This is a genomic window from Roseateles sp. (assembly GCF_965262435.1).
Taxonomy (GTDB): Bacteria; Pseudomonadota; Gammaproteobacteria; order Burkholderiales; family Burkholderiaceae_C; genus Paucibacter_A.
Genome location: NZ_OZ253537.1, coordinates 897174 through 922165 on the forward strand (window position 1 = coordinate 897174; position 24992 = coordinate 922165).

A 24992-nucleotide genomic window follows, 5' to 3' on the forward strand; every position below is an offset into this window, starting at 1 on the left:
GCAGGTGTAAGCCTGAAGCCACTACGGGCTCAAGTTTGGGCAGGGCAGCGGGGGCAGCGGCATAATCTCGCGTTTATCGCCAGCGGAGCGCAATATGGCCTCGGTCAACAAAGTCATTCTCATCGGCAACCTGGGGCGCGACCCTGAGCTGCGCTACAACCCCAGCGGCGTTGCGTTCTGCACCATCAGCCTGGCGACCACGCGCAACTGGAAAAACCGCGAATCCGGCGAGAAGCAGGAAGAGACCGAATGGCACCGTGTGGTGTTCAACGACAAGCTCGCTGAGATCGTTGGTCAGTACTGCAAGAAGGGCCGCCCGCTCTACGTCGAAGGCCGTCTGCGCACTCGCAAATGGACCGACAAGGAAGGCAAGGAGGTCTACACCACCGAGATCATCGCCAATGAGATGCAGCTGCTCGGCGGCCGTGACTCTGGCGATGAAGGCGGCGGCGGTGGTGGCGGCTACGGTGCCCGCGAAGGGCGTGGCGCAGGTGCTGCGGCCGGCGGCGGCGCTGCGTCCTACGGCGGTGGTGGCGACGACTACGGCGACGCACCTGCCCCTCGCGCCCCGGCTCGCCCGGCCGCTCGCCCCCCGGCAGCCCGCCCCGCGCCCGCCCCGGCGCCGCGCCCGGCGACCGGTTTTGACGATATGGATGACGACATCCCTTTCTGATCGTCCCTTCGGACGACGATATGGATGACGACATTCCGTTCTAACCAACACCTTGTTGGTGTTCTGTGGATTCAAGGCCCGCGCTCCGAGAGGAGGTGGGCCTTTTGGTTTGGACGTCACCGAACCGAAAGTCGCTTGGCGTCTTCCAATCGTGAACACTGGCGCTGGAATCGCTGTTTTTCGGCCCCTGTGCTTGACCCCTGGGCTGCGCCCCGACAAGATGGAGCGCTATGAGTATCAGCAGGCCCGACGTAGAGCATTGGCGACAGGCGATCGAACAAGGTTGGTTCGGCGTTTGGGATCTGGACACGCGTCAAGAAACGGTTCACTACTCGCCGCGGTGGAAGGAACACCTCGGCTTCCCCTACGCCCGTTCGGCCGACCACACGGCTTTTTGGCGCTGCCGCGTCCACCCCGACGATCAGGCGCAGATGTTGAGCGCCATGCAGGCTTACCTGGATGGCAGGCTCCCCAGCTACGAGGCGAAGTTCCGTCTGCGGAGCAATGGTTCGGGCTACCGCTTGATGCATTCCCGTGGTGTGGTGCTGGAACGCGATGTCCACGGCAATGCCACGCGCATGGTCGGAACCATGGTGGATTTGAGCGAGCGGCCGGCCTCGCCGGCGGGGCGGCTCTTGGTGGAGGACGCTGCGGCCATGCCCAGGCTTCAAATCAGCGCTGACCGGCCCTTCCATCAGTTGCTGGACGATCTGCAGGCGTCGAATCCCGCCCCACTCGGCATCGCAGGCCGGGAGCCGCTGCTGGGTGTGGTGGCAGGCCTTCTGGATCGGTCTTTGCGTCAGGTGAGCGTCAAGGTCTGAAGTCCGTTCTGGCGAGGCTCGGGGTCGTCCGGTTCAGCGATAGTGTGGGATGTTGGCACCTGCTGCCAACTTGACCCTCCCGATCGCCCGAACCTCCTCAACGCCATGCCCGCTTCCGCTCACCCATCCACCAGCAAGCCTACGCAGCCTCTGACAGAACGCTGGCAAGTCTGGATCGACCGCGGCGGCACCTTCACCGATCTGGTCGGCCGTGCGCCCGATGGCCAGCTGCACACGCTCAAGCTGCTGTCCGAGAACCCCGAGCAGTACCCTGATGCGGCGGTCGAGGGCATACGCCGCCTGTTGGGATTGCGGCCCGGCGAGGCGATCACGCCGGCCCAGGTCGAGTGCGTGAAGATGGGCACGACGGTGGCCACCAATGCCTTGCTGGAGCGCAAGGGCGACCCGACCCTGCTGGTCACCACCCGCGGCTTTCGCGATGCGCTGCGTATCGCCACCCAGGCGCGGCCGCAGCTGTTCGCGCGCCAGATCGTGCTGCCCGAGCTGCTCTACAGCCGCGTGATCGAGGCGCAAGAGCGCATGGGCGCCGACGGCGAGCACGTGCAGTCCCTGGACGAAGCCGAACTGCGCGTGCAGCTCTTGGCCGCCTACGAGGCCGGCCTGCGCGCGTGCGCCATTGTCTTCATGCACGGCTACCGCTTCCCGGCGCACGAGCAGCGGGCTGCTGCTTTGGCGCGCGAGATCGGCTTCAGCCAGGTCTCGGTCTCGCACGAGGTCAGCCCGCTGATGAAGCTGGTGCCGCGTGGTGACACCACCGTGGTCGATGCTTACCTGTCTCCCATTTTGAAGCGTTATGTCGAGCAAGTGGCCTCGCAAATGCCGGGTGTCCCGCTGTTCTTCATGCAGAGCTCGGGCGGCCTGACCGAGGCGCGGCGCTTCCAGGGCAAGGACGCGATCTTGTCTGGCCCTGCAGGCGGCATCGTCGGCATGGTGCGCACGGCTCTTGCCGCCGGCCATCGCCAGCTGATCGGCTTTGACATGGGCGGCACTTCCACCGATGTCAGCCATTACGCGGCCAGCGCGGCATACGACACCGCGCCGGCCTACGAGCGCGCCTTTGAAACCGAGGTGGCCGGCGTACGCATGCGCGCGCCGATGATGAGCATCCACACGGTGGCCGCCGGTGGCGGCAGCATCGTGCGTTTCGATGGCGCACGCCTGCGCGTCGGGCCCGAGTCGGCCGGCGCGAACCCTGGCCCGGCCTGTTACCGGCGCGGCGGCCCCTTGAGCACCACCGACGCCCAGCTTCTGCTGGGCCGCATCCAGCCCGAGTACTTCCCGCGCTTGTTCGGTCCGCAGGCCGATCAGGCGCTGGATCTGGCGGCGTCACGCGCGGGCTTCGAGGCCCTGGCGGCGCAGATGAGCGCGGCCAGTGGCCGCAGCCTCAGCGCTGAAGAGGTGGCCAGCGGCGCGCTGGAGATCGCGGTCGGCGCCATGGCCAATGCGGTTAAGAAGATCTCGGTGGCGCGCGGTTATGACGTCAGCGACTACAGTTTGCAGTGCTTTGGCGGCGCCGGCGGCCAGGCCGCTTGTCGGGTGGCCGATGCCCTGGGCATGAGCGTGGTGCTGGCCCACCCACTGGCCGGCGTGCTGAGCGCCTACGGCATGGGCCTGGCCGACCAGATCGCACTGCGCGAGGCCTCGCTGGAGCTGCCTCTGGACGAGGCCGGCCTGTTTGCCGCGCGCGCCTTGGCCGAGCGCTTGCACGAGGCCGCCCGCGCCGAACTGCTGGCCCAGGGCCTGGCCTGTGATCAGCTGCTGCAGCAAACCAAGCTGCAGCTGCGTTACCAGGGCACGGACACGGCGCTCAGCTGCCCGCTCGATGCCGGCGCCACGCTGGCTCACTTGCAGGCCGCTTTCGAGGCGGCTTACCGCCAGCGCTTTGCCTTCCTGATGCCGGGTCGGGCTCTGGTGATCGAGGCTGTGGCGGTGGAGTGCAATGCGCCCGGTGCCGCCTTGGCGGCCACAGCCCCGGCGCAAGACCTGACCCCACATGAGCCACGGGCGACCGCCGAACTGGCCATGTACTGCCCGGCCGATGAGCAGCCGGCCGGCTGGCGCCCAGCACGCCTCTACCAACGCGAGCAGCTGCAGCCCGGCGACCGCATCGGCGGCCCGGCCATCCTGGCCGAACGCAATGCCACCACCGTGGTCGACCCTGGCTGGCAGGCCGATCTGCAGGCCGATGGCCTGCTCGTGCTGCGCCGTGTGCGGCCGCGCGTGAGCGCCCACGCCATTGGCACCGAGGCCGACCCGGTGATGCTGGAGGTCTTCAACAACCTGTTCATGAACATCGCCGAGCAGATGGGGTTGCGCCTGCAGAACACGGCCTACTCGGTGAACATCAAGGAGCGGCTCGATTTCTCCTGCGCGCTGTTCAGCGCCGCTGGCGAGCTGATCGCCAACGCGCCGCACATGCCGGTGCATCTGGGCTCGATGAGCGAGTCGATCAAGACCGTGATCGAGCGCAACCCGGACATGAAGCCCGGGGATGTCTATGTGCTCAACGACCCGTATCACGGCGGCACCCACCTGCCGGATATCACCGTGGTGACGCCGGTCTATCTCGAGACTGCTGTTTCGGATGCCAGCCCCGACTTCTACGTCGCCTCGCGCGGCCACCATGCCGACATCGGCGGCATCAGCCCCGGCTCCATGCCGCCGTTTTCCACATCGATCGACCAGGAAGGCGTGTTGATCGACAACTTCAAGCTGGTGGAGGCAGGCCGCCTGCGTGAGGCCGAGCTGCTGGCGCTGCTGGCCAGCGGCCCGCATCCTTCGCGCAACCCGCAGCAAAACCTGGCGGATTTGCGCGCCCAGATTGCCGCCAACGAGAAGGGCGTGCAGGAGTTGCAGGCCATGGTGGCCCAGTACGGCCGCGCCACGGTGGCGGCGTACATGCAGCATGTGCAGGACAACGCCGAGGAATCGGTGCGCCGGGTCATCACCGCCTTGCGTGACGGCCAATTCACACTGAGCCTGGACAATGGCGCGCAGATCCAGGTGGCGGTGCGCGTCAACGCTGCCGAGCGCAGCGCCTGCATCGACTTCAGCGGCAGCAGCGCCCAGCAGCTGACGAACAACTTCAACGCACCCAAGGCCATCACCATGGCGGCGGTGCTCTATGTCTTCCGCACCCTGGTGGACGACCAGATCCCGCTCAATGCGGGCTGCCTGAAGCCGCTGCGGGTGATCGTGCCCGAGGGCTGCATGCTGAACCCGCGCGCGCCAGCGGCCGTGGTGGCCGGCAATGTCGAGACCTCCAGCTGCGTCACCAACGCGCTCTACGGCGCTCTGGGCGTGCTGGCGGCCAGCCAGTGCACCATGAACAACTTCACTTTTGGCAACGCGCGCCACCAGTACTACGAGACGATTTCCGGCGGCTCTGGTGCCGGCCCGGGCTTTGATGGGACCAGCGTGGTGCAGACCCATATGACCAACTCGCGCCTGACCGACCCCGAGGTGCTGGAGTTCCGGTTCCCGGTGCGCCTGGACGCTTACGAAATCGTGCCCGGCAGCGGCGGCGCCGGGCGTTGGCGCGGCGGCCATGGCGGCGAGCGCCGGATCCGTTTCCTGGAGCCCATGACGGCGGGCATTCTGAGCAATGGCCGTCTGCGCGGCGCTTTCGGTCTGGCCGGTGGCGCCGCCGGGGCGCCCGGGGCCAACTGGGTGGAACGCGCCGATGGCCGCCGCGAGAACCTGCCCCATATCGGCCAGGCCGAGATGCAGGCCGGCGATGTGTTCGTGATTCGCACCCCCGGAGCCGGGGGGTTTGGCGCCATAGATGGTGAAAACGGCACTGAAGCGAGCGTAAGCACACCAGAAAAGCCTCGTGAGCCGGGCAAAATGTAAATAAGACCGCGCCCGCATCGGGCTCGGGTGCGGAAGAGAAAACGAGTGACGGCCATGAAATCGGTTCAGCAAGCAGGCGCAAACAGGCGGTTCACCGCTTGGGCCGCTGCCATGGCTGAGGCCGTTCTTCGGCCTGTTGGCTGCGCCTTGCTGCTCTGCGGCGCGGCCACGGTCAGCGCCGAGCCGGTCATCCAGTCGCCCATGGCGCCGGTGGACATCAGCAAGCTCTTGCAGAACCCCTACGCGGCCTCAGCTCCGGTGGAGAGCCAAGGCTTTGGCCGGCGCGTCGAGATGTCGCAGCCCTTCAAGCCGAGTTTCGGCGTGGGGCAGGCGGCGCCCGGCGAGGCCGACTGGCAGGCGGCGGCGGCTCAGGTGCTGGCCGCCCCGGCTGCGGACGGCAAGCCTGCGCGGCCTCAGACCGAGCCTGGCAATGGCCAGGGTGCTGCCCGCACGCGCCCCGATGCTTCAGCGGCGGGGCGCCCGACACGCGATGCGGCGCAGCTCGGTGATCAGCTTTTGATCAATGACGCCTTGCGCGAACTGCGCGACAGCAGCGAGCTGCGCGACTTCAAGGACTTCTGGCGTGACGCCCGTGCCGAGCTGAGCCAGTTCCGCGGCGGTCTGCTGTTTGAAGAACCCAGCGAGGAAGAGATGGAGCGGCGCCGCAGCAGCCGGCAGCGCTCCGAGTTGTCAAACTCGTCGGGGGGCTTCGGCCACGGTGGTGGTGCCGACCCCGGCGCCCGCCCCCGCAGTGAAGCCGAGATCCGGCGCGATTCGATTCTGGTCTCGGTGATGCTGAAACAGCTCGTCGACGAGCTCACGCCCTGGGTCATCGGCCTGGTCTTGAGCTTGGCACTGGGTCGTGGCGCTTGGGGCTACTGGCGTATGCAAAAGCAGGCGCAGCGTCGCAGCAAGAGCAGCGTCCAGCCTGCCGGCCGCCGCAGCGCCTCCCAGCTCTGACCCGCGGGCCCCGAACGCTTCAATCCTGCCGCAAGCACTCGATCGGCAGCAGGCGTGAAGCCCGCCGCGCCGGGTAGAAGCCGAAGAACAGGCCCACGCCGCTGGCAAAGCCGATCGCCACCATGATGTGCTTGGGCGCCAGGCTCATGGCAAACGAAGTGTTGGCATTGACACCCCAGGCGCCCAAGGCGGCGATGCTCAGGCCGATCAGGCCGCCCAGCAGGCACAGCACCACCGCTTCGCCGAGGAACTGCCAGAGTACATCGCGCGGCTTGGCGCCGATGGCCATGCGGATGCCGATCTCGCGCACCCGCTCGGACACGCTGACCAGCATGATGTTCATGATGCCGATGCCGCCCACCAGCAGCGAGACCGCGCCGATCAGGCCCAGGCCGATGGACAGACCGCCGGCGATGGCTTCGCCCGACTTGGCGATGCTGGCCAGATTGGTGACCACGAAGTCATCGACCTTGTCGCCGGTGATGCGGTGGCGGTCGCGCAGCAGCTCCTCCACATCGAGCTGTGCCTCGGCCAGGCCGGAGGCGCTGTGGGACTGCACGCTGATGTAGTGCACGCTGCCCGGGCGCTGCAAGCGCATGGGCATGGCGCTGATGGGCACCAGGATCAGCTCGCCCAACTCGGTGCCGTCCAGGGTGCGGCCGCTGCCGCCCAGCACGCCGATGATGGTGAAGGGCTGTCCGTCCAGGCGCACGGTTTGGCCCAGGGGGTTGCGGTTGCTGAAATGGTCGGCCGCCAGCTTGGAGCCGATCACCGCCACCCGGGCGGCGGCCTGCACATCGCGTTCATCCAGCGGCACGCCCTGCTCCACCTGCCAGCTGCGCAGGGCCAGCATGGCCGGTGTGGTGCCTAGCACCGTCTGGTTGCTGTTGCTCTCGCCGTACTGCACCTGGAAAAATCCCTGCAGTGCCGGCGCCGCACCCTTGAGGCTGGGCAGTTCGGCCAGGGCGCGGGCATCGGCCACCGTCAGGGCCGGCACCTCGCCGGTGCGGCGCTTGACCCCGCCGCCATCCACCGGTGTGCCGTTCTGCACGATCAGCTGGTTGCTGCCCAGCACGGCCAGCTCCTTGTCGATGAAGGCGCGCACGGCATCGCCGACGCTGAGCATCAACAGCACCGAGGCGATGCCGATCACCACGCCCAGCATGGTCAGGGCGCTGCGCAGGCGGTTGGCGTTCAGGGAACGCAAGGCCTCGAGAAAAATCTGCATCGGGTTCATGCGTGCGCCTGTTCGGAAGGCAGGCCATCGAAGGCGACGCGGCCGTCTTTCAGACGCACCAGGCGTTTGGCATGCAGGGCCACATCGGGTTCATGAGTCACCAGCACGATGGTCAGGCCTTGTTCGCGGTTGAGTTTTTCCAGCACGGCCAGCACCTCGACCGTGGTCTGGGTGTCGAGGTTGCCAGTCGGTTCGTCGGCCAACAGCAGGGGCGCTTCATTGGCCAGGCTGCGGGCGATGGCCACCCGCTGCTGTTGGCCGCCGCTGAGCTGGTTGGGCATGCGCTGGGCCAGGGCGCCCAGGCCCACGGCTTCCAGCAAGGTTTGCGCCCGCGCCTTGGCCTCGCTGCGGCTGCGCCCGCCGTAGATCAGGGGCAGGGCCACGTTTTCGAGCACGCTCATGCGCTTGAGCAGGTTGAAGCTCTGGAACACAAAGCCGATCTCGCGGTTGCGCAGCGTGGCGTGCTCGGTGGCGCTCAGCTGGCTGACGTCGCGGCCTTGCAGCAGCAGCTGGCCGCTGTCGCAGCGGTCGAGCAGACCCATCAGGTTCATCAGCGTGCTCTTGCCCGAGCCGCTAGAGCCCATCAAGGCCAGGTAGTCGCCGCGCTGCACGGTCAGATCGATGCCGTGCAAGACCGGCGTTCGCACATCGCCGCTGAGGTAGCTCTTGGTGATGCCGCGCAGCTCCAGCACTGGGGCGGCGCCGAGGCTCACAGCTCCTCCTTCTTGTCCTTGGACGCGCGCCGGGTCACCACGGCATCGCCGCGCTTCAGGTCGCCGCTGAGCAGCTCGGTGAAGCGGGTGTTGGAGATGCCGACCGTGATCTCGTGCGCCTTGAGGTTTTGCTCGGCGTCCACGGTGTAGACCTTGTAGACACGGGCGTTGCCGCGCAGATTGCTGAGTACGCCGTCGTCGTCAGGGCGGGCGACTTCAGTCTTGTGGGCCGAGGCGGCGGAAGCAGCGGATGAGGCCGAGGCTGCAGCTTTGGCGGCCTTGCCCTGCGGCTTGAGCTCGTCTTCATCGGGCTTGAAGCGCAGGGCAGCGGTGGGCAGGCGCAGGGTCTTGCTCTTGCTGGCCACCACGATGCGGGTCTGCGCCGTCATGCCGGGCTTGAGGATGCCATCGGGGTTGGGCACGTTGACGATCACGGTGTAGGTGACCACGCCCTGGGTGTTGGTGGCGTTCAGGCGGAACTGCTCGACCTTGCCCTCGAACTCGCGGTTGGGGTGCGCATCGACCACGAAGCGCACCACCTGGCCGTTCTGGATCAGGCCGGCATCGGCCTCGCTGACATTGGTCTGGATGACCATCTCGCGCAAATCCTTGGCGATCAGGAACAGCTCGGGCGTCTGGAAGCTGGCGGCCACGGTCTGGCCGACATCAACGCTGCGCTTGATCACCACCCCGTCCACCGGGGCGCGGATCACGGTGTTGCCGAGGTCGGTCTCGGCCGCATCAAGCTGGGCGCGGGCGATGCCCAGGTTGCCGCGGGCCACCTCCAGCTCTCGCAGGCTCTGGTCGCGCTGCGGCGCGGCGATATAGCCCTGGGCCTTGAGCGCCTCGTTGCGCTCCAGGTTGCCGCGTGCAAACGCCACCTGGGCCTCGGCCGAGGCCAGCTGGGCCTTGGCCTGGCGCACCCGGGCCTGGAAATTGGCCGGGTCGATGCGCAGCAAGACCTGACCCTTCTTGACCGTGTCGTTGAAATCGACCAGGCGCTCGGCCACCGTGCCGCTGACCGCTGCGCCGACCACCACTGTGGTCACCGGCTGCAGATTGCCGTTGGCCATCACCACCTGGGTGATGGCGCCCTCGTCGATGGCGGTGCTGCGGAAGCGCTCCGGCGGCGGCTTGTGTTCTCCGCGGTTGAAGGCCACCCAGCCGGCGCCGGCCAGACCGAGGACCACGAGGGCGACGACGCTGCGCCGGGCGAAGAATTTTTTGAGCGAGGTGGAAAGTGCCATGCCGGCTTTCTAACCGCGAAGTGCGTGGTGGAGAAGCGATGGGGCGGGAATTTGCGACCAATCGACGTTGGCGATGTCTGAATGGCGGTGGGAGCGCACGCCCGCCAGGGTTTCCCCGGGGGGCTGACTTTCAGCGCGCGCGCGCTCGCACGACACAATTCCGAAATCAGGAATCACCCCCGGGCCGAGCCGGTCGACAGCCGCCGGCCGGTGCGCGGGGCCCTGAGCAGACCCGGGGCCACCGCCCCCGCAAAGGAAAACCACCCATGTCCTTGAAACTCACCGGCCCCGTGGCCACCGCCATGGCCTTGGCCATCTCCAGCTTGGCCGCCCTGTCCGCGCAAGCCGCCGACCCCAAGCAGGCGCCCGAGGCGCCGGCCGGCGCCGCTTCTGCAGCGGCCGCCAAGCCGGCCACGCCGCCGGCCGCACCCGATGCCAGCGAGCCCAAGCCTTTCGACAAGGTCATCACCGCCGAGGCCAAGACCCAGACCGGCCTGTTCAACATCCACAGCCTCAAGGGCAAGACTTATTTCGAGATCCCCAAGGCTCTGCTTTCCAAGCCCCTGCTGATGGTGGCCACGGCCACCGCCGTGCCGGCCAATGTCGACCATGTCGGCAAGGAGTTGAACACCGAGGTGGTGCGTTTCACCCAGCAAGGCAACCGGGTCTATCTGCAGGTGATGTCGCACGCCTTCGTGGCCGACCCGAGCCGTCCGATCGCGCCTTCGGTCGACGCCTCGCAGCGCGACACCATCGTGCTGAGCTTCCCGGTCGAGGCATTTGCCAAGAGCGGCGCGCCGGTGATCGAAGTGACGCGTTTGTTCAACAGCGAGGTCGGTGACTTCTCGGCCCGCGGCATTCTGCGCGGCAACTCGGTGGACCCGAGCCGCAGCTATATCGACACCACCAAGGCTTTCGCCGGCAGCCTGCGTATCGACGCGGTGCACACCTACGGCGTCACACCCGCCCCCGTCATCCTGCCGCCGGGTCTGCCGCCGGGCTTCCAGCTGCCGCCGCAGCCGCCCAAGTTCGCCAGCGTCAATGTGGCCTACAACCTGGTGCAACTGCCCGAAACGCCGATGCAGCCGCGCATCATGGACGACCGCGTTGGCTTCTTCAGCATCGGCCGCGTCGACTTCGGCAGCGATGCCCAGGAGAGCAAGCGCGAGCGCCTGATCACGCGCTGGCGCCTCGAGAAGAAGGACCCGGCCGCCGCGCTGAGCGAGCCGGTCAAGCCCATCGTCTGGTACATCGACAGCTCCACCCCGAGCAATCTGGTGCCCTATGTGAAGAAGGGCATCGAGGCCTGGAATGTGGCGTTTGAGGCCGCCGGCTTCAAGAACGCGGTGCAGGCGCGGACCTTCCCGACCAAGGAAGAAGACCCCGAATTCGACCCCGCCGATGTGCGCTACAGCATCATCCGCTGGGTGCCGAGCCCGATTGCCAATGCCTACGGCCCCCACCTCAGCGACCCGCGCAGCGGCGAGATCCTGAACGCCAACATCGTGATGTATCACAACATCATGCAGCTGCAGCGCGACTGGTATGTCACCCAAGCCGGTGCCGTCGATCCGCGCGCCCAGCAGCTGCCGCTGCCGGACGATTTGATGGGCGAGCTGGTCGGCTATGTGGTGACGCACGAAGTCGGCCACTCGCTGGGCTTTCCGCACAATATGAAGGCCAGCTCGACCTACCCGGTCGACAAGCTGCGCGATGCCAAATGGCTCAAGGAAATGGGCCATGTTCCCACCTTGATGGACTACAGCCGCATCAACTACGTGGTGCAGCCCGAGGACAAGATCGACCCGGCTCTGCTGATCCCCAAGATCGGCCCCTACGATATCTTTGCCACCCAATGGGGCTACACACCCATCCCCGAGGCCAAGACCGCGGCGGCCGAAAAGCCGGTGCTGGACCGCTGGATCCGAGAGCAGGACAGCAAGCCCTGGTTGCGCTTCACCTCGCCCAAGGGTGAGGGTGAGTACGGCGACACCACCGAAGCCGTGGGCGACGCCGATGCGGTGTACTCAACCGGCCTGGGCATCAAGAACCTGCAGCGCATCGTCAAGCAGCTGCCCAAGATGGCTTTGAAGGACGGCGAGAGCGACAAGCCGCTGGAAGACCTCTACCGCGCCACCTGGGGCCAGTGGGGCCGTGAGCTGGGTCATGTGACCGCCATCGTCGGCGGCTACAACTTCCACAACAAGCATGGCGGCCAGGCCGGCGCCGTCCACACTCCGGCCACCAAGGCCAAGCAGGCCCAGGCCGTGGCTTTCCTGAACGAGCAGTTGTTCAAGACCCCGAGCTGGTTGTTCGAGCCCGCCATCCTGGAGCGGGTCAAGCCGGCCGAGCCGGGCGCCATGCTGCTGACTGCACAGCGCAACACCTTGCGTGCGCTGTTGGACCGGGCCCGCACCACCCGTTTGCTGGCGCAAGAAGCGGCCGCGGCCGATGCCGCCAAAGCCTACCGGGTCGACGAGCTGCTCGGCGATCTGCGCGGTGGCGTGTTCACCGAGCTGAACCAGCCCGGCGCCAAGCTGAGCGTGCCACGTCGCAATCTACAGCGTGCGTATGTCGAGCTGCTGAGTGAGCGCCTGCTTGCTGCCGGCGCCAGTGGTCCGGATGAAGCGAAACCGGCCATCCGTGCCGAGCTCAAAGGCCTGAAGTCCTTGTTCAGCGCCAAGGCCTCGGGCAGTGGCGACAAGGTCTTGCGTGCTCATCTGGACGAACTGGCTGACACCGCCACCAAGGCCCTGGATCCGCGCAATGCCCCGAGCACCAGCGCCGCAGCCACTCCGCCGACCCGGCCTGGTTTCGAGGCCGAGAGCGCGGCAAACGGCGTGCATCAGCACACGGAAGCCTGCTGGCCGCAGCTGCGCTGACCGAGCCGGTCGTCTGACAAGAGCGGCTGCGGCCGCTCTTCAAAATGGGGTCAGAGTCAATTGAAAATGACTCTGGCCCCATTTGTTTTCGTCTCTCAATTCCAGCCTTGCAGCACCAGCTTTCCCTGAGTGTGCTGACCTTCTAGCAGTGCATGGGCGCGTTTCAGCGTGTCGGCATTGATGGGGCCCAGCACATCGGTCAATGTGCTCTTGAGGCTGCCTGCATCGACACGCCGCGCCACTTCGGCCAGCAGGGCGCCGACCTCGGCCACGTCGTGGCTGGCGTGCAGGGCGCGGGCGAACATCAGCTCCCAGTGCAGGGACAGGGCCTTGCCCTTGAGCGCCATCACATTGACGGCCTCGGGTGGGAAATCGTCGATCAGGCCCAGCCGGCCTTGCACCTCCAGCGCCTCGACCAGATCCGCAAAATGCTGGCCGGTGTGGCTCAGGCTGGCGGCGTAGCGGATCGGTGGAAGTTGGTGCTTGCTCACAAGATCCTTCAGCTGTGGCGCCAGGGGCTGGCGGTGGTCCACCACATGGTGGGCGCCCAAGGCTTGCAGGCGGGCGGCGGTTTCGGGCCGGCTGGTGCTGGCGATCAAAGTCAGATGGGGCAGCTGGCGAGCCAGTTGCAAGAGGATGGAGCCCACCCCGCCATTGGCCGCCGTGACCAGCAGGCTGACCGGGCGCTCGGGCTGGTGTTGCACCTGCAGGCGGTCGAACAGCAGCTCCCAGGCGGTGATGGCGGTCAGCGGCAGGGCGGCCGCCTCGGCGTCGCTGAGCGAGGCCGGCGCCCGCGCGGCCAGGCGGTGGTCCACGGCCTGGAACTGGGCGTAGCTGCCCGGGCGGTTGATCTCGCCGGCGTACCAGACCCGGTCGCCCGGCTGGAAGCCCTGCACCTCGGGCCCGACCTCGCGGACGATGCCCACCGCATCCCAACCCAGCAGCACGGGCGTCTTCGCATCGGCGGCCGGGCGGCTCAGGCGCACTTTCACATCGACCGGGTTGACGGCGATGGCGCTCACTTCGACCAGCAGGTCGCGCGGGCCGGGGGTGGGGCGGGGCAGCTCCAGGTCCAGCAAGGACTCGGGTGCTGTGAGGGGCAGGTTCTGGAAATAGGCAACAGCTTTCATGGGTGGACTCCTGTGGGGCCGGGACGATCCCGGCGTTGGACGCTATCCTCGGTCTGTTTGGCTTTCGGAAAAAGCCATGGTTCGAAGCGACTGTTTCAAATGAAAATTGAAAATACCGACGAGCTGCGCCTGCTGCTGGAGTGCGCCCGGGGCGGCAGCCTGACGGCGGCCTCCAAGGTCATGGACATCACGCCGGCGGCGGCCAGCGCCATGCTCAAGAAGCTGGAAGCGCGGCTGGGTCTGCGCCTGGTGGAGCGCAGCACGCGGGCCCTGCGCCTGACCCAGGCCGGTGAGCAGCTGCGCGAGCATGGCCAGCGTGCGCTGGAATTGCTGGACGAAGGCCTGGCGCTGGCGCTGGAGGCCGACCCGGTGGCGGCAGCCGCGGCCGGTGGTGGCCGTGGCGCGGCCGGCGAGGTACGGCTGCGTGGGCGCATTCGTGTGTCGGCCTCCAGCGATCTGACGCGCCAGCAGCTCCTGCCCCTGTTCGACAGTTTTCTGGCCCAGCACCCGGCGGTGGAACTGCATCTGAGCGTCAGCGATTCCTTGCTGGACATCTACAAGGACGAGGTTGATCTGGCCTTGCGCTACGGCCAGCTGGCCGATTCCGGCCTGGTGGCACGGCGCCTGGTCGAGCTGCGCCGCATGGCGGTGGCCAGCCCCGCCTATCTGGAGCGCCACGGCCGGCCTGCGCATCCGAGTGAGCTGGCCGGCCATGAGTGCCTGACCTTTCGCATGCGCAACCGCCATGAACGCGAATGGCGCTTTCACGCCCGCGGGCCTCTTGGCGAAGCGGCCGCTGGCCCGGCGCTGCGCGTGGCCGTGCGCGGCACCCGCAGCACCGACGACGGCGCCATCGCTCACCAATGGGCCCTGCAGGGCCTGGGGGTGAGCTACAAGAGCGAGCTCGATGTGCGCCTGAGCCTGGCCAGGGGCGCCCTGGTCGACCTTTTCCCCGACTGGCTCGGCGACCCTCTGCCCCTGCAGGCCGTCATGCCCAGCCAGCGCTTTCTGCCGCAGCGGGTGCGGGCCCTGGTGGACCATCTGGCTCAGGGCTTGGCCGCTGGCTGAGCAGCGGCCGCCGCTCGCTTCATCGCGCTGGCCGTCGATTCGCGCCCGCCGCTGACAAGCCGTCGCATGGCCTTGGCTTGCGCTGCGCTGCGCCGCCAAGATGCAGCCATCACACAGCCCAGGAGCACCGAAGCATGAGCCACTGCCTGCACCCCAGCGACCCCGCCATCAAGGGCACAGATCCCGAAGCCGCCTTGCTGCAAGAAGCCCAGCAACGCGTCGACGCCTTGATGGGTTTCCTCGGCCACCTGATGGTCTTTGTGGCCGTCAACCTGGGCCTCTACCTGCTCAGCGGGCTGCACCAGAGCTATTGGACCGCCTTCCCGCTCTGGGGTTGGGGTCTGGGCCTGGCCATCCATGGCTTGGCCACCCTGGCCAAGCTGCGTGGCCCGCGCCTGCGCCAGCACCTGATGGCGCGCGAGCTGGCGCGTCTGCGCGACGCCGCTGCGCGCTGAGGCGGCCACGCGACGCGGGCCTGTCATGAAAGCGAGGCCTGCGCGTCACGGGTGGGTCATCAGCGCTCGTTAGCTTCAGGGCATCTCTCCGAACGGAAGCGGCCCTCGGGTCGCCCAGGATGCCCGACCATGGCTGCGACCGATCTGCTGCTGACCCTGAACGCCGGCTCTTCTTCGCTGAAGTTCTCGCTTTACAAAGCCCAGCCCGAACTCAAGTTGCTGGCCCACGGCCAGGTCGAGGGCCTGGGGGACAGCCCGCAGCTGCAGGCCGAGCTCGGGGCGGGCACCCGCCTGCAGCAGTCCCTGTGCCATGACGCCACCGTGGGCGACCATGAGCTGGCTTTGCAAGCCATCCTCGACCTGCTGACCCACCATTTCCACGGTGAGGTGGTCAGCGCCGTCAGCCACCGGGTCGTGCATGGCGGCCCGGAGTTCGCTGCACCGCAGTTGATCGACGCCGCCCTGCTGGCCCAGCTGGAGCGCTTCTGCCCGCTTGCGCCGCTGCACCAGCCCCACAACCTGGCCGGCATCCGCGCCGCGCGCGCCGCCTTCCCCGATGCGCACCAGGTCGCCTGCTTCGACACTGCCTTCCACCGCAGCCACCCCTTCGTCGCCGACACCTTTGCCCTGCCGCGCCGCTATTACGAGCAGGGCATACGGCGCTATGGCTTTCACGGCCTGTCTTACGAGTTCATCGCCCGCCGCCTGCGCGAGCTCGAACCCGAGCGCGCACTCGGCCGTGTGGTGATCGCGCATCTGGGCAATGGCGCTTCCATGTGCGCCCTGCGCAGCGGCCGCTCGGTCGCGTCCACCATGGGTTTCACGGCGCTCGACGGCCTGCCCATGGGCACCCGCTGTGGCCAGCTCGACCCCGGCGTGCTGCTCTACCTGATGAGCGAACAAGGCATGGACCCGGCCGCCCTCAGCGACTTGCTCTACAAGAATTCGGGCCTGAAGGGCTTGTCCGGTGAGTCGCACGATGTGCGCGTGCTGCAGGCCTCCGGCAGCGCCGCGGCACGCGATGCGCTGGCCTACTTCGTTGACCGTGGCCGGCGCGAGCTGGCCGGCCTGGCCGCCTGTCTGGGCGGCCTGGACGCCTTGGTGCTGACCGGCGGCATCGGCGAGAACGCCGCCGAACTGCGCGCCGATCTGCTCGCCGACATGGAATGGATGGGCCTGCGGCTGGACCCCGAGGCCAACCAGCGCGGCCAGGCCCTGATCAGCCACCCCGATTCCAAGGTCCACATCCGCGTCATCAAGACCGACGAGGAACGCATGCTGGCCGAGCATGCGGTCGAGCTGCTGTGGGCCTGAGCTCGCAGTCCCCAATCACTTCAAGGCGAAACCCCATGACCCCCAATTTCAGCGTCAACAATCTGGGCCAACGCCAGCGCGAGGACACCGACATCTGGTCGCGCCAGGCTGAGCGCCTGAACACGGCCCAGGCGCAGCATGCCGAGCGCATCCAGCACAGCCACGGCGAACGTGGCCAGCAGCTCTGGGCCGATTGGCTGCGCCTGGGGCAAGACCTGGCCCTCGCGGCCTGCCGCGGCCATGGGGCGCGTGACGCGGCGGCCTATGGTGTCGACGCGGCCCAGCGCCTGCTCTTGACCCTGGACACCTTGCGCGAACGCGGCCAGCAGGACCTGGACCACGAGGCCGCCGGCACGCCGCCGGTGCTGGACTACGACTATGAGGAAGTCGTCGACGGCCGCCAACTGCCGCGCCCGGTCAACTACCGCCTCTTGCGCATCACGCCGCCGGCCGGCGTCGAGGTGATGGACTGGAAGCGGCCCTACATGATCATCGACCCGCGCGCCGGCCACGGCGCCGGCATCGGCGGCTTCAAGCATGACAGCCAGGTGGGAGTCGCCCTGCGCGCCGGCCACCCGGTCTACTTCGTCGTCTTCCGCCAGCACCCCGAGCCGGGCCAGACCCTGGCCGATGTCATGCGCGCCGAGGCCGGCTTCATCCAGGAGATCCGCCGCCTGCACCCCGAGGCGCCTAAGCCCGTGGTGGTGGGCAACTGCCAGGGCGGCTGGGCCACCCTGGTGCTGGCGGCGGCCAACCCCGAGATCTCGGGCCCTCTGGTCATCAACGGCGCGCCGGTGGCCACCTGGTCGGGCAAGCTCGGCGAGAACCCGATGCGCTACAACGGCGGCCTGCTCGGCGGCGCGCTGCCGGCGCTGCTGATGTCGGACCTGGGCCACGGCGAGTTCGACGGCGCCCACCTGGTCTCCAACTTCGAGCAGCTCAACCCCAGCCGCAATTTCTTCGGCAAGTACTTTGACCTCTACCGTGAGGTCGACACGCGGCGCCAGAGCTTTCTCGACTTCGAGCGTTGGTGGGGTGGCTTTCATTTCTCCAACGAGGCCGAGATCCGCTGGATCGTCGAGCAGCTCTTTGTTGGCAACCGCCTGTCGCGCGGCGAGGCCCAGCTGGAACCGGGCCGCCACCTGGACCTGAAGGCGATTCGCTCGCCCATCATCGTGTTCGCCAGCCGCGGCGACAACATCACACCGCCGCAACAGGCGCTGAACTGGATCGTCGACACCTATGCCGATGAGCATGAGATCCGCATCCGCGGCCAGCGCATCCTCTATATGGTCCACGACAAGGTCGGGCATCTGGGCATCTTTGTCTCCTCCTCGATCGCGAACAAAGAGCACGCCGAGATGGCCTCGACGCTGAAGACCATCGAGACCTTGCCGCCGGGCCTGTACGAGATGACCATCGACGCGGTCCATGGCGAAGGCCATGCCGAGCATTTCGTCGTCAGCTTCCACGAGCGCAAGCTCAGCGACATCAGCGGCGCGGAGTTTCAAGACCGCGAGCAGGAGCATGACTTCGCCGCCGTGGCCCGTTTGTCCGCTTTGGGTACCGATGCCTACGAGCTGGCCCTGCGCCCCATGGTGCAAGCCCTGGTCACGCCGCAGCTGGCCCAGCTGATCCGTGACGCCCATCCTGCACGCACCAGCCGGCGCGCCTTTGCCGATGACCACAACCCTGCGATGAAGTGGCTGGGCGGTCTGGTTCCGCAGCTGCAGGCCCACCGTCAGCCGGCCGCGCCGGACAACCCCTTGCTGGCGCTGGAGCAGCTCTCGGCCCAGGGCCTGATGCAAGGCATGGACCTGCTGCGCGACCTGCGCGATGCAGCCTATGAAAGCAGCTTCTTGGCGCTCTACGGCACGCCCTTCATGCAGTGGTTGGGCAAGCCCTTCGCGCGCGAGCGCATCCACAAAGACCCGGCCGAGTTGCGCTACCTGCCCGAGGTGCAAGCCATGCTGCTGGGCTTGGACAACGGCGGCTACCGCAGCACGGTGATCCGCATGCTGATTCTGCTGGCCGAGTCGCGCGGCTCGGTGCGGCGCGACCGGCTGGAGCGCTCCGCCGAGGTGCTGACCCAGCGCGAGCCCTTTGCCTCGCTAACGCCCGAGCGGCGCGCGGCCATGATCCGCGAGCAGTCGGTCATCATCGAGTTCGAGCCCGAGGCTGCCCTGGCCGCCCTGCCGCGCCTGCTGCCGCAGCGCGAGGAGCGGGTGGCGGCCCTGCAAGTGGTTGAGTACATCCTCGGCGATGTCCGTGAGATGGAGCCCCGCACCGTCGCCCTGCTCCAGCGCATGCGCGAGCTGTTTGAGCTCGCCACACCAATTACTCCCGCGCCCGAGGCGCTCACCAGCCTAGAGGAGGCCTGAAGCCATGAAACACGACAACACCTCTCGCGACCCCCTGCCCAAGATCTGGGACGAGGACACCCGCATCGGCGACATGCTCAAGGGCAAGCGCGGTCTGGTGGTCGGTGTGGCCAATGGCGACAGCATTGCTTTCGGCTGCGCCGCCAAGCTGCGTGCGTTTGGCGCCGAGATTGCGCTCACCTACCTCAACGACAAGGCTCGCCCCCATGTCGCGCCCCTGGCGGAGGCGCTCGATGCGCGCCTGCTGATGCCGCTGGACGTCAGCCAGCCGGGCCAGATGCAAGTCGTGTTCGAACAGCTGCGCGAGACCTGGGGAACGCTGGACTTCGTCATCCACTCAATCGCCTTTGCGCCGCGCGATGACCTGCACGGCCGAGTGATCGACTGCTCGCAGGCCGGCTTTCTGCAAGCCATGCAGGTGTCCTGCCATTCCTTCATCGAAATGGCGCGTTATGCCGAGCCCTTGATGAACCCCGGCGGCGCGCTGATCACCATGAGCTATCACGGCGCTGACAAGGTCGTGGATCACTACAACCTGATGGGCCCGGTCAAGGCCGCGTTGCAGTCCAGCGTGCGCTACCTGGCCAGCGAGCTGGCCGAACGCCAGGTTCGCGTCTTTGCCGTCTCCCCCGGCCCGCTGCGCACCCGCGCGGCCTCCGGCATTGACCACTTCGACGAACTGATCGACATGGCCGTCAGCCGCGCGCCTGCCCACCGCCTGATCGATATCGCCGAAGTCGGCCGCCTGGTCGCCTTTCTCGTCGGCGGCGGGGCCTCGGGGATGACGGGGGACACGTTGTATGTGGATGGGGGGCTGCACCATATGGCGTGAGGGGGGCTGGCCGGTGTGAGCTTGCGCCTTCGGCTTGCGCAGGCCAGCGAGTGCACGCCTGCCAGCAATGATAGGTCGGCTGTGAACTCGCTCCTTGTCAACCCTGCTCAGGGGCAGAGCCCTCACCTCTTGGTCGACGGGCTTATGACCGATCGTTCTGCTCGGGCCATTTGGCTTGAAGGCAAGCTCTGAGGCTGTCTTCGGCTGCGCTCAGGCAATGCATCACAAGGCTGATCGGAGTCAGCGGCTCGCGTGTGGGGGGCATGTCGAAGAAGCCGAAAACCCGCTGATGAGGACGATTCGCCGGCTCGACAAGCTCTTCGACCAGCAGGCCCGAGGCAAGGCCAAGCTGCTGCGCAGCTGAAGGTGCCCCCCGAAATGGGCACTAGCTTGTCCCATTGCACAATGCATGCCTAACGCCACTTCAATTCGGAACAAATGCCTGTGCGCGCCACGGCCAGTCGTTTGAAGTGGGAGCTAGCTCTGTACAAACCCAACACCACTCCTCATGCGCTTTGAAGGCATCTTGACTTCCTGGAACGACGAACGTGGTTTCGGCCGTATTGAATCAAGCCAAGGCGGCGAGCCCATTTTCGTGCACGTCTCGGCCTGGCCTCGCAACAGCGGCCGTCCGCTGCTGAATCAGGCGGTTTCGTTCGAGATCGAGCTTGGGCCCAAGGGGAAGCGTGCGTTGAAGGTCCAGCTGCTCCAGGCTCGACGACCGCCAAGACAGTCCGCGCGCGCCAGCCAGGCCCAGTGGGGAACGGCAACCTTGTTTGCGATTCCAGCTTTCTTGGTGATTTATCTGCTCCTTGCCATGGCTTGGAAACTGCCGATCTGGGTGGCCGGCTTGTATCTGGCTATGAGTGTTGCGAGCTTTCTGGCATATGCGGCAGACAAGTCGGCAGCAAGCAGGGGTTCTAGGCGCACGCCAGAAAGCACGCTGCACATGCTGGCACTCATTGGCGGTTGGCCGGGTGCGCTGTTGGCGCAGCAGCTGTTGCGCCACAAGTCCAGCAAGCAGGAGTTCAGGCAGGTGTTCTGGGCAACCGTGGTCGCCAATGTCATCGGTCTCGCGGTTCTGGCCTCACCCTTTCGACAGGTCTTGCTCAAATCTCTGGGCTGAAGGCGTCGATTGCGAGTTTTCGTGCCTGCCGGCCCGTAGACCCGCAGCGGTAGGAAGGGGACCTTGGCTTGAATTTCAAGGCAAGACCTGACTCCTCGACACCCCTGAGGCGAAACTGCCGCCCCACCTCGCTAACTTGGAGCCCGTGTTTGTTGCTGGACATCTGCCACAACAAGCGGCTGGAGGTCTTGAGCTACCGAGGCCACGCCAAGGTCGGACGCTGAGACCTGTGAACTGCATCGTGCATGGCATAGATAAGTTCGCGCTTGGGCTTGGGGCAAACCGGGGTTCCGTAACGCGTCCTGCGGACGGCACAATCGGGCTCAGACCCCGAGAACGGGGTTCACAGATTCCATCTCTCCGATGAGCTCAACGACTCGCCCGCGCAGACATTCTCACGCCACAGGCGGCGTGGTGGCTGTGGATCTCGGCTTGTTCGATAGCCTCGTTGGCCATCACTCTCCCGCGACCCAGGTGATACATGTCGGACCCGAACCCACCTAGCAAGACCATCGACCCACACATCGAGCTTGGGCAGTTGTTGCCCGCTTTGTCGGCGGTGGTGTGGCTGCTCCTTGCTTACGGCTCGGTCACAAAACTAGCCAGCAGCACGGCGTCTTTGATGACCTGCCTTGCAATGGCCGGTGCATTCGCCTCGGTGCTGCTGCGTTCGATGTTTCGAGGCCAGACATTCGCTGCGAAGACATTGGGTTTTGGCCTTGTGGCTTGTTGCCTCCTGATCCTTGCTCCCGTCTTTGGATTGGATGGCAGCTTCTCCGGTCCAGTCGATTCCTATCAATGCGTCGGCGCCGGCACAGCCTGTTGGGTAGAGCTCAGGAATGCCTTGCACATTCAGGGCGCCATCTGCGCTATCGCCGCTGCGATCGTGGTCGCTGGGCGGACCAAAGCTCAGTGAGACCCAGCCAAGGAGTGACGAGTTCCCGCCGCAGGTTTCAAGTCAAGACCTGACTCCTCGACTCCACCGCGGTGGCATACCTCACCGTATTGGGGGTGTACATCCAGCCCATAGAGCGTGAATACTCTCTTGAAGTCGGTCGAGCTTCGCCAACTTCACTGCAGCGAGCTGGAGGTACGGTATGAGCACCGAACACGGGTTGGACAAGTGGGCGAAAGCGAGCGTGGCTCGCGAGCAAGGGCGTCCAAGGTGGCAGAGGATCCTTGGCAACTTTGGCTTTGGTTTCGTCTTTCTCGGGGCGCTTCTGAATCTCGCGCTCTTCCTGTTCGTCACTGCAACAGGGCCGGGTTTCCCGTATTTGTATGAGCCGTGGTGGCTGACGTATTACTTGGTCAGCTGCATCGCCGGTTGGTATTGGCAGCGGCGCGCACGTTCAATCGCTGGCGAATAACGCAATTTTCAAGCGGACAGACGCTGGAAGGTGACCGGCCGCGCCCTGCGTTTGGCTGCCCCTGAATCCAGGCGGCGGGTTCAGGCTCTGAAACGCAAGACGGTACCCGACCCTGGTACCCAAGCGCGGGTATGACACGCAGCCCGCGAATCGGCACGGCCGAGCCGGCGCTGTTGTTTGAGAGCCTGCAGATCAGCATGAGTCGACTCGAATGGGGCGGAGGCCCCTTCTTTCTCACGTCAAACGAATCCGGCCAGAACAGCGGGTTGGTGGCGGAGTCCAAGTGGCGGAGCCTGGTCTCAAGCGCTTGTTTGAGCTGCCCCCGGCATCGACGCCGGGTCCATCCAGAACGCGCCCCACAGATGCCCGTCCGGGTCGGACAGATCACGGGCGTACATGAAACCCAAGTCCTGCACCGGGTTCACATCGGCCTTGCCGCCGTGTGCGGCGGCGGCGGTGTTCATGGAGTCGACGGCTTCGCGGCTGCCCAGCGACAGGTTCAGCATCGAGTCGGCTGTGCCGGCGGGCGGGAAGGGGCGGTCGGTGAAGCTGCGCCATTTGGCGTGCGTGAGCAGCATCACATGGATGGCCTCGCTCCAGACCATGGCCGTGCCGGCCTCGTCGCTGAGCTGCGGGTTGGGCTCAAAGCCCAGGGCTTGGTAGAAGGCATTCGAAGCCGGTAGGTCCTGCACGGGCAGGCTGATGAAGATCATCTTCTGGGTGGTGGCCATGGATGGGGCGCTCCTGTGGGTGAGGTCGGTGGGCTTGCTGACTGAATGAACGATACGGCGCTCATCAGCCCTACGACGCTCCAGCATGGGCCGAATCGACAAGCACCGAGAGGGCTTGTGATTCAAACCGCCAGAAGAGCGGTTCTTCAGCGGGCCGCTGCCTGCGCCACCAACTGCACCAGCAGCGCCGAGGACGCCCGCGCCATCGGCCCGTCGGCTCGGCTGGTCAAGGCGATGGGCACGCGGGCGCCGAGCACGATGCCAGCACCGGTGGCGCCGGCCAGGTATTCGAGCTGCTTGGCCAGCATATTGCCGCTTTCCAGGTCGGGCACGGCCAAGATATCAGCCTGGCCGGCCACCGGCGAGGCAATGCCCTTGATGCGGGCCGCCTCCGCCGAGATGGCGTTGTCAAAGGCCAGGGGGCCGTCGAGCACGCCGCCACTGATCTGGCCTCGGTCGGCCATCTTGCACAGCGCGGCTGCGTCCAGGGTCGAGGGGATGTTGGCGTTGACGGTCTCGACCGCCGAGAGCAGGGCCACATGGGGCCGATCGACGCCGAGGATGCGCGCGAAGTCGATGGCGTTCTGCACGATGTCGCGCTTCTCGTCCAGGGTCGGCCGGATGTTGAGCGCGGCGTCGGTGATCAGCAAAGGCTTGCTGTAGAGCGGCACATCGAAGCGGAACACATGGGACACGCGCCGGCCGGTGCGCAGCTCCTTGCGCGCCAGCACGGCGCGCACCAGCTCGTCGGTGTGCAAGCTGCCCTTCATCAGGCTGGCTACGGCGCCGCTGGCGGCCAGCTCGGCCGCATGTTCGGCCGCCGCGTGGCTGTGCGGCATGGCGATGAGGTCCAGGCCACCCAGGTCCAGGCCGCAGGCCTCGGCGACCGCGCGCAGGCGTGCCTCCGGGCCGATCAAGACCGGCTCCAGCAGCCCCAAACGCGCAGCATCGACGGCGCCGGTCAGCGAGGCTTCGTCGCAGGGGTGGACCACGGCGCAACGCACGGCCGGCAGCGCGCGGCCCAGGGCCAGCAAGGCATTGAAGCGCGCTTGCGGGTCGAAGAGGTGGATCTCGGGCCGGCTGCTGCGCGGCAGGCGGATCTTCTGCGTCGGCGCCAGCACGCGGGCGATGCCGCTGGCGACGCGCTCGCCCTTCTGGTTGATCAGCTCGCAGGCGAGCTCGACGGCGCCGCGCGCGGCGTCTTTGGCCGTGACCGTGACGCTGACGGTCAGCGTGTCGCCGACGCGCACCGGGACTATGAAATGCAGGCTCTGGTCCAGATAGCGGGTGCCGGCGCCGGGGAACTGGGTGCCCAGCAAGGCCGAGACCAGGGCGCCGCTCCACATGCCGTGGCCGACCACCTCGTGCATCAGCGGCGCTGTGCCGTCGCCGCTGTCCAGGTGGGCGGGGTTGCTGTCGCCCGAGACGGCGGCAAAGGCGGCGATGTCCTGGGCACTCAAAGTGCGCACCAGGCGGGCACCCTGGCCGATCTGCAGTTCGTCAAAGGTCAGGTTTTCGACCAGGTCGGAGGCGACGTTGTTCATGGCGGGCCCTGGCAGCAAGAGAGAAGTAGATGCCCATGGTCTGCGATGCGGATGGCAGGGCCATGACAGGGGCTGCAGTCGGCTCAAAGCAGCTCCTTCGGTCTCCCTCGTGAGGCCCTGCAGTTCGGGCCGCCGCCGGGCTCATAGTTCCGGGGTCGGCCCTGGCGGGCCGACTGCCTTGCGCTGCTCGCGTCTCGGGGCTGGCGCATAACTCACTGCACTCACTGCGCTCGTTCCGTTCAGACAGACGCGCCAAGTTAGAGCTTGAAGCGCGCGGGTACGCGCGCGCCCCGAGCCGCTGCGCTGCTCAGCCCTTCACAAATCGCCCAGCAGCGGCCCGAACTGCAGGGCGCTTGCATCGCGGTCAATGTGCCCCTCGGAGATGAGCCACGCCAGCGCAGCGAGGTCGCCGGGCAATCAAACTTCCGCTTTCAGCTGGAACCGCGGCTCGCGGAGCTTGAGAATTTTTGTAGCGAGCGGCTGTCAGGCTAGGCTAAGCCCGGACAGCACCAGTCCTGAGGACTGGCGCTGCCTGGTGAAGGCCGAGGCCTCCGGCCGAGGCGGACGGAGCACAGGAACCGGAACGTACTTCCTGTACGTGAGGATTCCGAGCACCGGACCAACGACGCATGGCAGTC

Annotated in this window: 20 protein-coding genes; 14 read left to right on the plus strand and 6 right to left on the minus strand. The window is 66.7% G+C overall.

The genetic code is table 11. The features are described 5' to 3' along the window. The first annotated feature begins 94 nt into the window (after window positions 1-94). From ACQY39_RS04030 to ACQY39_RS04045, 4 genes are all read left to right on the plus strand, one after another. Complete coding sequence (locus ACQY39_RS04030) at window positions 95-673, plus strand: single-stranded DNA-binding protein (RefSeq protein WP_263516071.1); 579 nt, start codon at window positions 95-97, stop codon at window positions 671-673. Window positions 674-903: 230 nt separating this feature from the next. Next, complete coding sequence (locus ACQY39_RS04035; protein WP_428503623.1) at window positions 904-1494, plus strand: PAS domain-containing protein; 591 nt, start codon at window positions 904-906, stop codon at window positions 1492-1494. 105 nt (window positions 1495-1599) lie between these two features. Beyond that, window positions 1600-5367 (plus strand): hydantoinase B/oxoprolinase family protein, encoded by a 3768-nt coding sequence (locus ACQY39_RS04040; RefSeq protein WP_428503625.1) that lies wholly within the window; start codon window positions 1600-1602, stop codon window positions 5365-5367. 111 nt (window positions 5368-5478) lie between these two features. Further along, window positions 5479-6327 carry a hypothetical protein gene (locus ACQY39_RS04045; protein WP_428503627.1) on the plus strand — a complete coding sequence of 283 codons (849 nt, stop codon included), beginning with the start codon at window positions 5479-5481 and terminating at the stop codon, window positions 6325-6327. Between the two features lie 19 nt (window positions 6328-6346). On the opposite strand, the gene ACQY39_RS04050 is transcribed toward ACQY39_RS04045, so the two are convergent. From ACQY39_RS04050 to ACQY39_RS04060, 3 genes are read right to left on the minus strand one after another with little or no spacing between them, the layout of a single operon-like run. After that, window positions 6347-7564, minus strand: coding sequence for an ABC transporter permease (locus ACQY39_RS04050; protein ID WP_428503629.1), 1218 nt, complete (start codon window positions 7562-7564; stop codon window positions 6347-6349). Then, a complete protein-coding gene (locus tag ACQY39_RS04055) occupies window positions 7561-8277 on the minus strand; it encodes an ABC transporter ATP-binding protein (RefSeq protein ID WP_428503631.1) in 717 nt (238 codons plus the stop codon). The genes ACQY39_RS04050 and ACQY39_RS04055 overlap by 4 nt, the downstream gene beginning before the upstream one ends. Next, the gene (locus ACQY39_RS04060) at window positions 8274-9524 is read right to left on the minus strand and encodes an efflux RND transporter periplasmic adaptor subunit (protein WP_428503633.1); all 1251 of its coding nucleotides are present in this window, start codon (window positions 9522-9524) and stop codon (window positions 8274-8276) included. Before ACQY39_RS04060 ends, ACQY39_RS04055 begins: the two co-directional genes overlap by 4 nt. Window positions 9525-9790: 266 nt before the next feature. On the opposite strand from ACQY39_RS04060, the gene ACQY39_RS04065 reads away from it, so the two are divergent. After that, a complete protein-coding gene (locus tag ACQY39_RS04065; RefSeq protein WP_428503635.1) occupies window positions 9791-12406 on the plus strand; it encodes a zinc-dependent metalloprotease in 2616 nt (871 codons plus the stop codon). Between the two features lie 95 nt (window positions 12407-12501). Here the strand turns inward: ACQY39_RS04065 and ACQY39_RS04070 are convergent, their stop codons facing one another. Then, a complete protein-coding gene (locus tag ACQY39_RS04070; RefSeq protein WP_428503637.1) occupies window positions 12502-13536 on the minus strand; it encodes a zinc-binding alcohol dehydrogenase family protein in 1035 nt (344 codons plus the stop codon). Window positions 13537-13635: 99 nt separating this feature from the next. On the opposite strand from ACQY39_RS04070, the gene ACQY39_RS04075 reads away from it, so the two are divergent. The 9 genes from ACQY39_RS04075 (at window position 13636) to ACQY39_RS04115 (ending at window position 22079) form a co-directional block, all read left to right on the plus strand. After that, entirely contained in the window at window positions 13636-14604 is a 969-nt protein-coding gene (locus tag ACQY39_RS04075) for a LysR family transcriptional regulator (protein ID WP_428503639.1), read from the plus strand. Window positions 14605-14738: 134 nt separating this feature from the next. After that, complete coding sequence (locus tag ACQY39_RS04080; RefSeq protein WP_428503641.1) at window positions 14739-15059, plus strand: 2TM domain-containing protein; 321 nt, start codon at window positions 14739-14741, stop codon at window positions 15057-15059. Window positions 15060-15188: 129 nt separating this feature from the next. Continuing rightward, window positions 15189-16373, plus strand: a complete 1185-nt coding sequence (locus ACQY39_RS04085) for an acetate/propionate family kinase (protein WP_428503643.1) — start codon at window positions 15189-15191, stop codon at window positions 16371-16373. Between the two features lie 35 nt (window positions 16374-16408). Beyond that, window positions 16409-18754, plus strand: a complete 2346-nt coding sequence (locus ACQY39_RS04090) for an alpha/beta fold hydrolase (protein WP_428503645.1) — start codon at window positions 16409-16411, stop codon at window positions 18752-18754. A gap of 73 nt (window positions 18755-18827) precedes the next feature. Beyond that, on the plus strand, window positions 18828-19586 hold the full coding sequence (gene fabI, locus ACQY39_RS04095; RefSeq protein ID WP_428510716.1) for an enoyl-ACP reductase FabI: 759 nt from the start codon (window positions 18828-18830) through the stop codon (window positions 19584-19586). 175 nt (window positions 19587-19761) lie between these two features. Then, window positions 19762-19950: a DUF2200 family protein gene (locus ACQY39_RS04100; RefSeq protein ID WP_428503647.1), complete on the plus strand. Its 189-nt coding sequence runs from the start codon at window positions 19762-19764 to the stop codon at window positions 19948-19950. Between the two features lie 144 nt (window positions 19951-20094). Continuing rightward, window positions 20095-20712 (plus strand): DUF1294 domain-containing protein, encoded by a 618-nt coding sequence (locus tag ACQY39_RS04105; protein ID WP_428503649.1) that lies wholly within the window; start codon window positions 20095-20097, stop codon window positions 20710-20712. 481 nt (window positions 20713-21193) lie between these two features. Next, window positions 21194-21628 carry a hypothetical protein gene (locus ACQY39_RS04110; protein ID WP_428503651.1) on the plus strand — a complete coding sequence of 145 codons (435 nt, stop codon included), beginning with the start codon at window positions 21194-21196 and terminating at the stop codon, window positions 21626-21628. Window positions 21629-21809: 181 nt separating this feature from the next. After that, the gene (locus tag ACQY39_RS04115) at window positions 21810-22079 is read left to right on the plus strand and encodes a hypothetical protein (protein ID WP_428503653.1); all 270 of its coding nucleotides are present in this window, start codon (window positions 21810-21812) and stop codon (window positions 22077-22079) included. A 299-nt stretch (window positions 22080-22378) separates the two neighbouring features. Here the strand turns inward: ACQY39_RS04115 and ACQY39_RS04120 are convergent, their stop codons facing one another. Beyond that, window positions 22379-22810: a VOC family protein gene (locus ACQY39_RS04120; RefSeq protein ID WP_428503655.1), complete on the minus strand. Its 432-nt coding sequence runs from the start codon at window positions 22808-22810 to the stop codon at window positions 22379-22381. 146 nt (window positions 22811-22956) lie between these two features. Continuing rightward, window positions 22957-24354, minus strand: coding sequence for a bifunctional enoyl-CoA hydratase/phosphate acetyltransferase (locus ACQY39_RS04125; RefSeq protein WP_428503657.1), 1398 nt, complete (start codon window positions 24352-24354; stop codon window positions 22957-22959). Between the last annotated feature and the right edge of the window lie 638 nt (window positions 24355-24992).

Bases quoted from the DNA above. Each gene is read 5' to 3' on its own strand.
- ACQY39_RS04030 (WP_263516071.1), top strand. From the start codon at position 95: ATGGCCTCGGTCAACAAAGTCATTCTCATCGGCAACCTGGGGCGCGAC.
- ACQY39_RS04035 (WP_428503623.1), top strand. From the start codon at position 904: ATGAGTATCAGCAGGCCCGACGTAGAGCATTGGCGACAGGCGATCGAA.
- ACQY39_RS04040 (WP_428503625.1), top strand. From the start codon at position 1,600: ATGCCCGCTTCCGCTCACCCATCCACCAGCAAGCCTACGCAGCCTCTG.
- ACQY39_RS04045 (WP_428503627.1), top strand. From the start codon at position 5,479: ATGGCTGAGGCCGTTCTTCGGCCTGTTGGCTGCGCCTTGCTGCTCTGC.
- ACQY39_RS04050 (WP_428503629.1), bottom strand. From the start codon at position 7,564: ATGAACCCGATGCAGATTTTTCTCGAGGCCTTGCGTTCCCTGAACGCC.
- ACQY39_RS04060 (WP_428503633.1), bottom strand. From the start codon at position 9,524: ATGGCACTTTCCACCTCGCTCAAAAAATTCTTCGCCCGGCGCAGCGTC.
- ACQY39_RS04065 (WP_428503635.1), top strand. From the start codon at position 9,791: ATGTCCTTGAAACTCACCGGCCCCGTGGCCACCGCCATGGCCTTGGCC.
- ACQY39_RS04070 (WP_428503637.1), bottom strand. From the start codon at position 13,536: ATGAAAGCTGTTGCCTATTTCCAGAACCTGCCCCTCACAGCACCCGAG.
- ACQY39_RS04075 (WP_428503639.1), top strand. From the start codon at position 13,636: ATGAAAATTGAAAATACCGACGAGCTGCGCCTGCTGCTGGAGTGCGCC.
- ACQY39_RS04080 (WP_428503641.1), top strand. From the start codon at position 14,739: ATGAGCCACTGCCTGCACCCCAGCGACCCCGCCATCAAGGGCACAGAT.
- ACQY39_RS04085 (WP_428503643.1), top strand. From the start codon at position 15,189: ATGGCTGCGACCGATCTGCTGCTGACCCTGAACGCCGGCTCTTCTTCG.
- ACQY39_RS04090 (WP_428503645.1), top strand. From the start codon at position 16,409: ATGACCCCCAATTTCAGCGTCAACAATCTGGGCCAACGCCAGCGCGAG.
- fabI (WP_428510716.1), top strand. From the start codon at position 18,828: ATGCTCAAGGGCAAGCGCGGTCTGGTGGTCGGTGTGGCCAATGGCGAC.
- ACQY39_RS04105 (WP_428503649.1), top strand. From the start codon at position 20,095: ATGCGCTTTGAAGGCATCTTGACTTCCTGGAACGACGAACGTGGTTTC.
- ACQY39_RS04110 (WP_428503651.1), top strand. From the start codon at position 21,194: ATGTCGGACCCGAACCCACCTAGCAAGACCATCGACCCACACATCGAG.
- ACQY39_RS04115 (WP_428503653.1), top strand. From the start codon at position 21,810: ATGAGCACCGAACACGGGTTGGACAAGTGGGCGAAAGCGAGCGTGGCT.
- ACQY39_RS04120 (WP_428503655.1), bottom strand. From the start codon at position 22,810: ATGGCCACCACCCAGAAGATGATCTTCATCAGCCTGCCCGTGCAGGAC.
- ACQY39_RS04125 (WP_428503657.1), bottom strand. From the start codon at position 24,354: ATGAACAACGTCGCCTCCGACCTGGTCGAAAACCTGACCTTTGACGAA.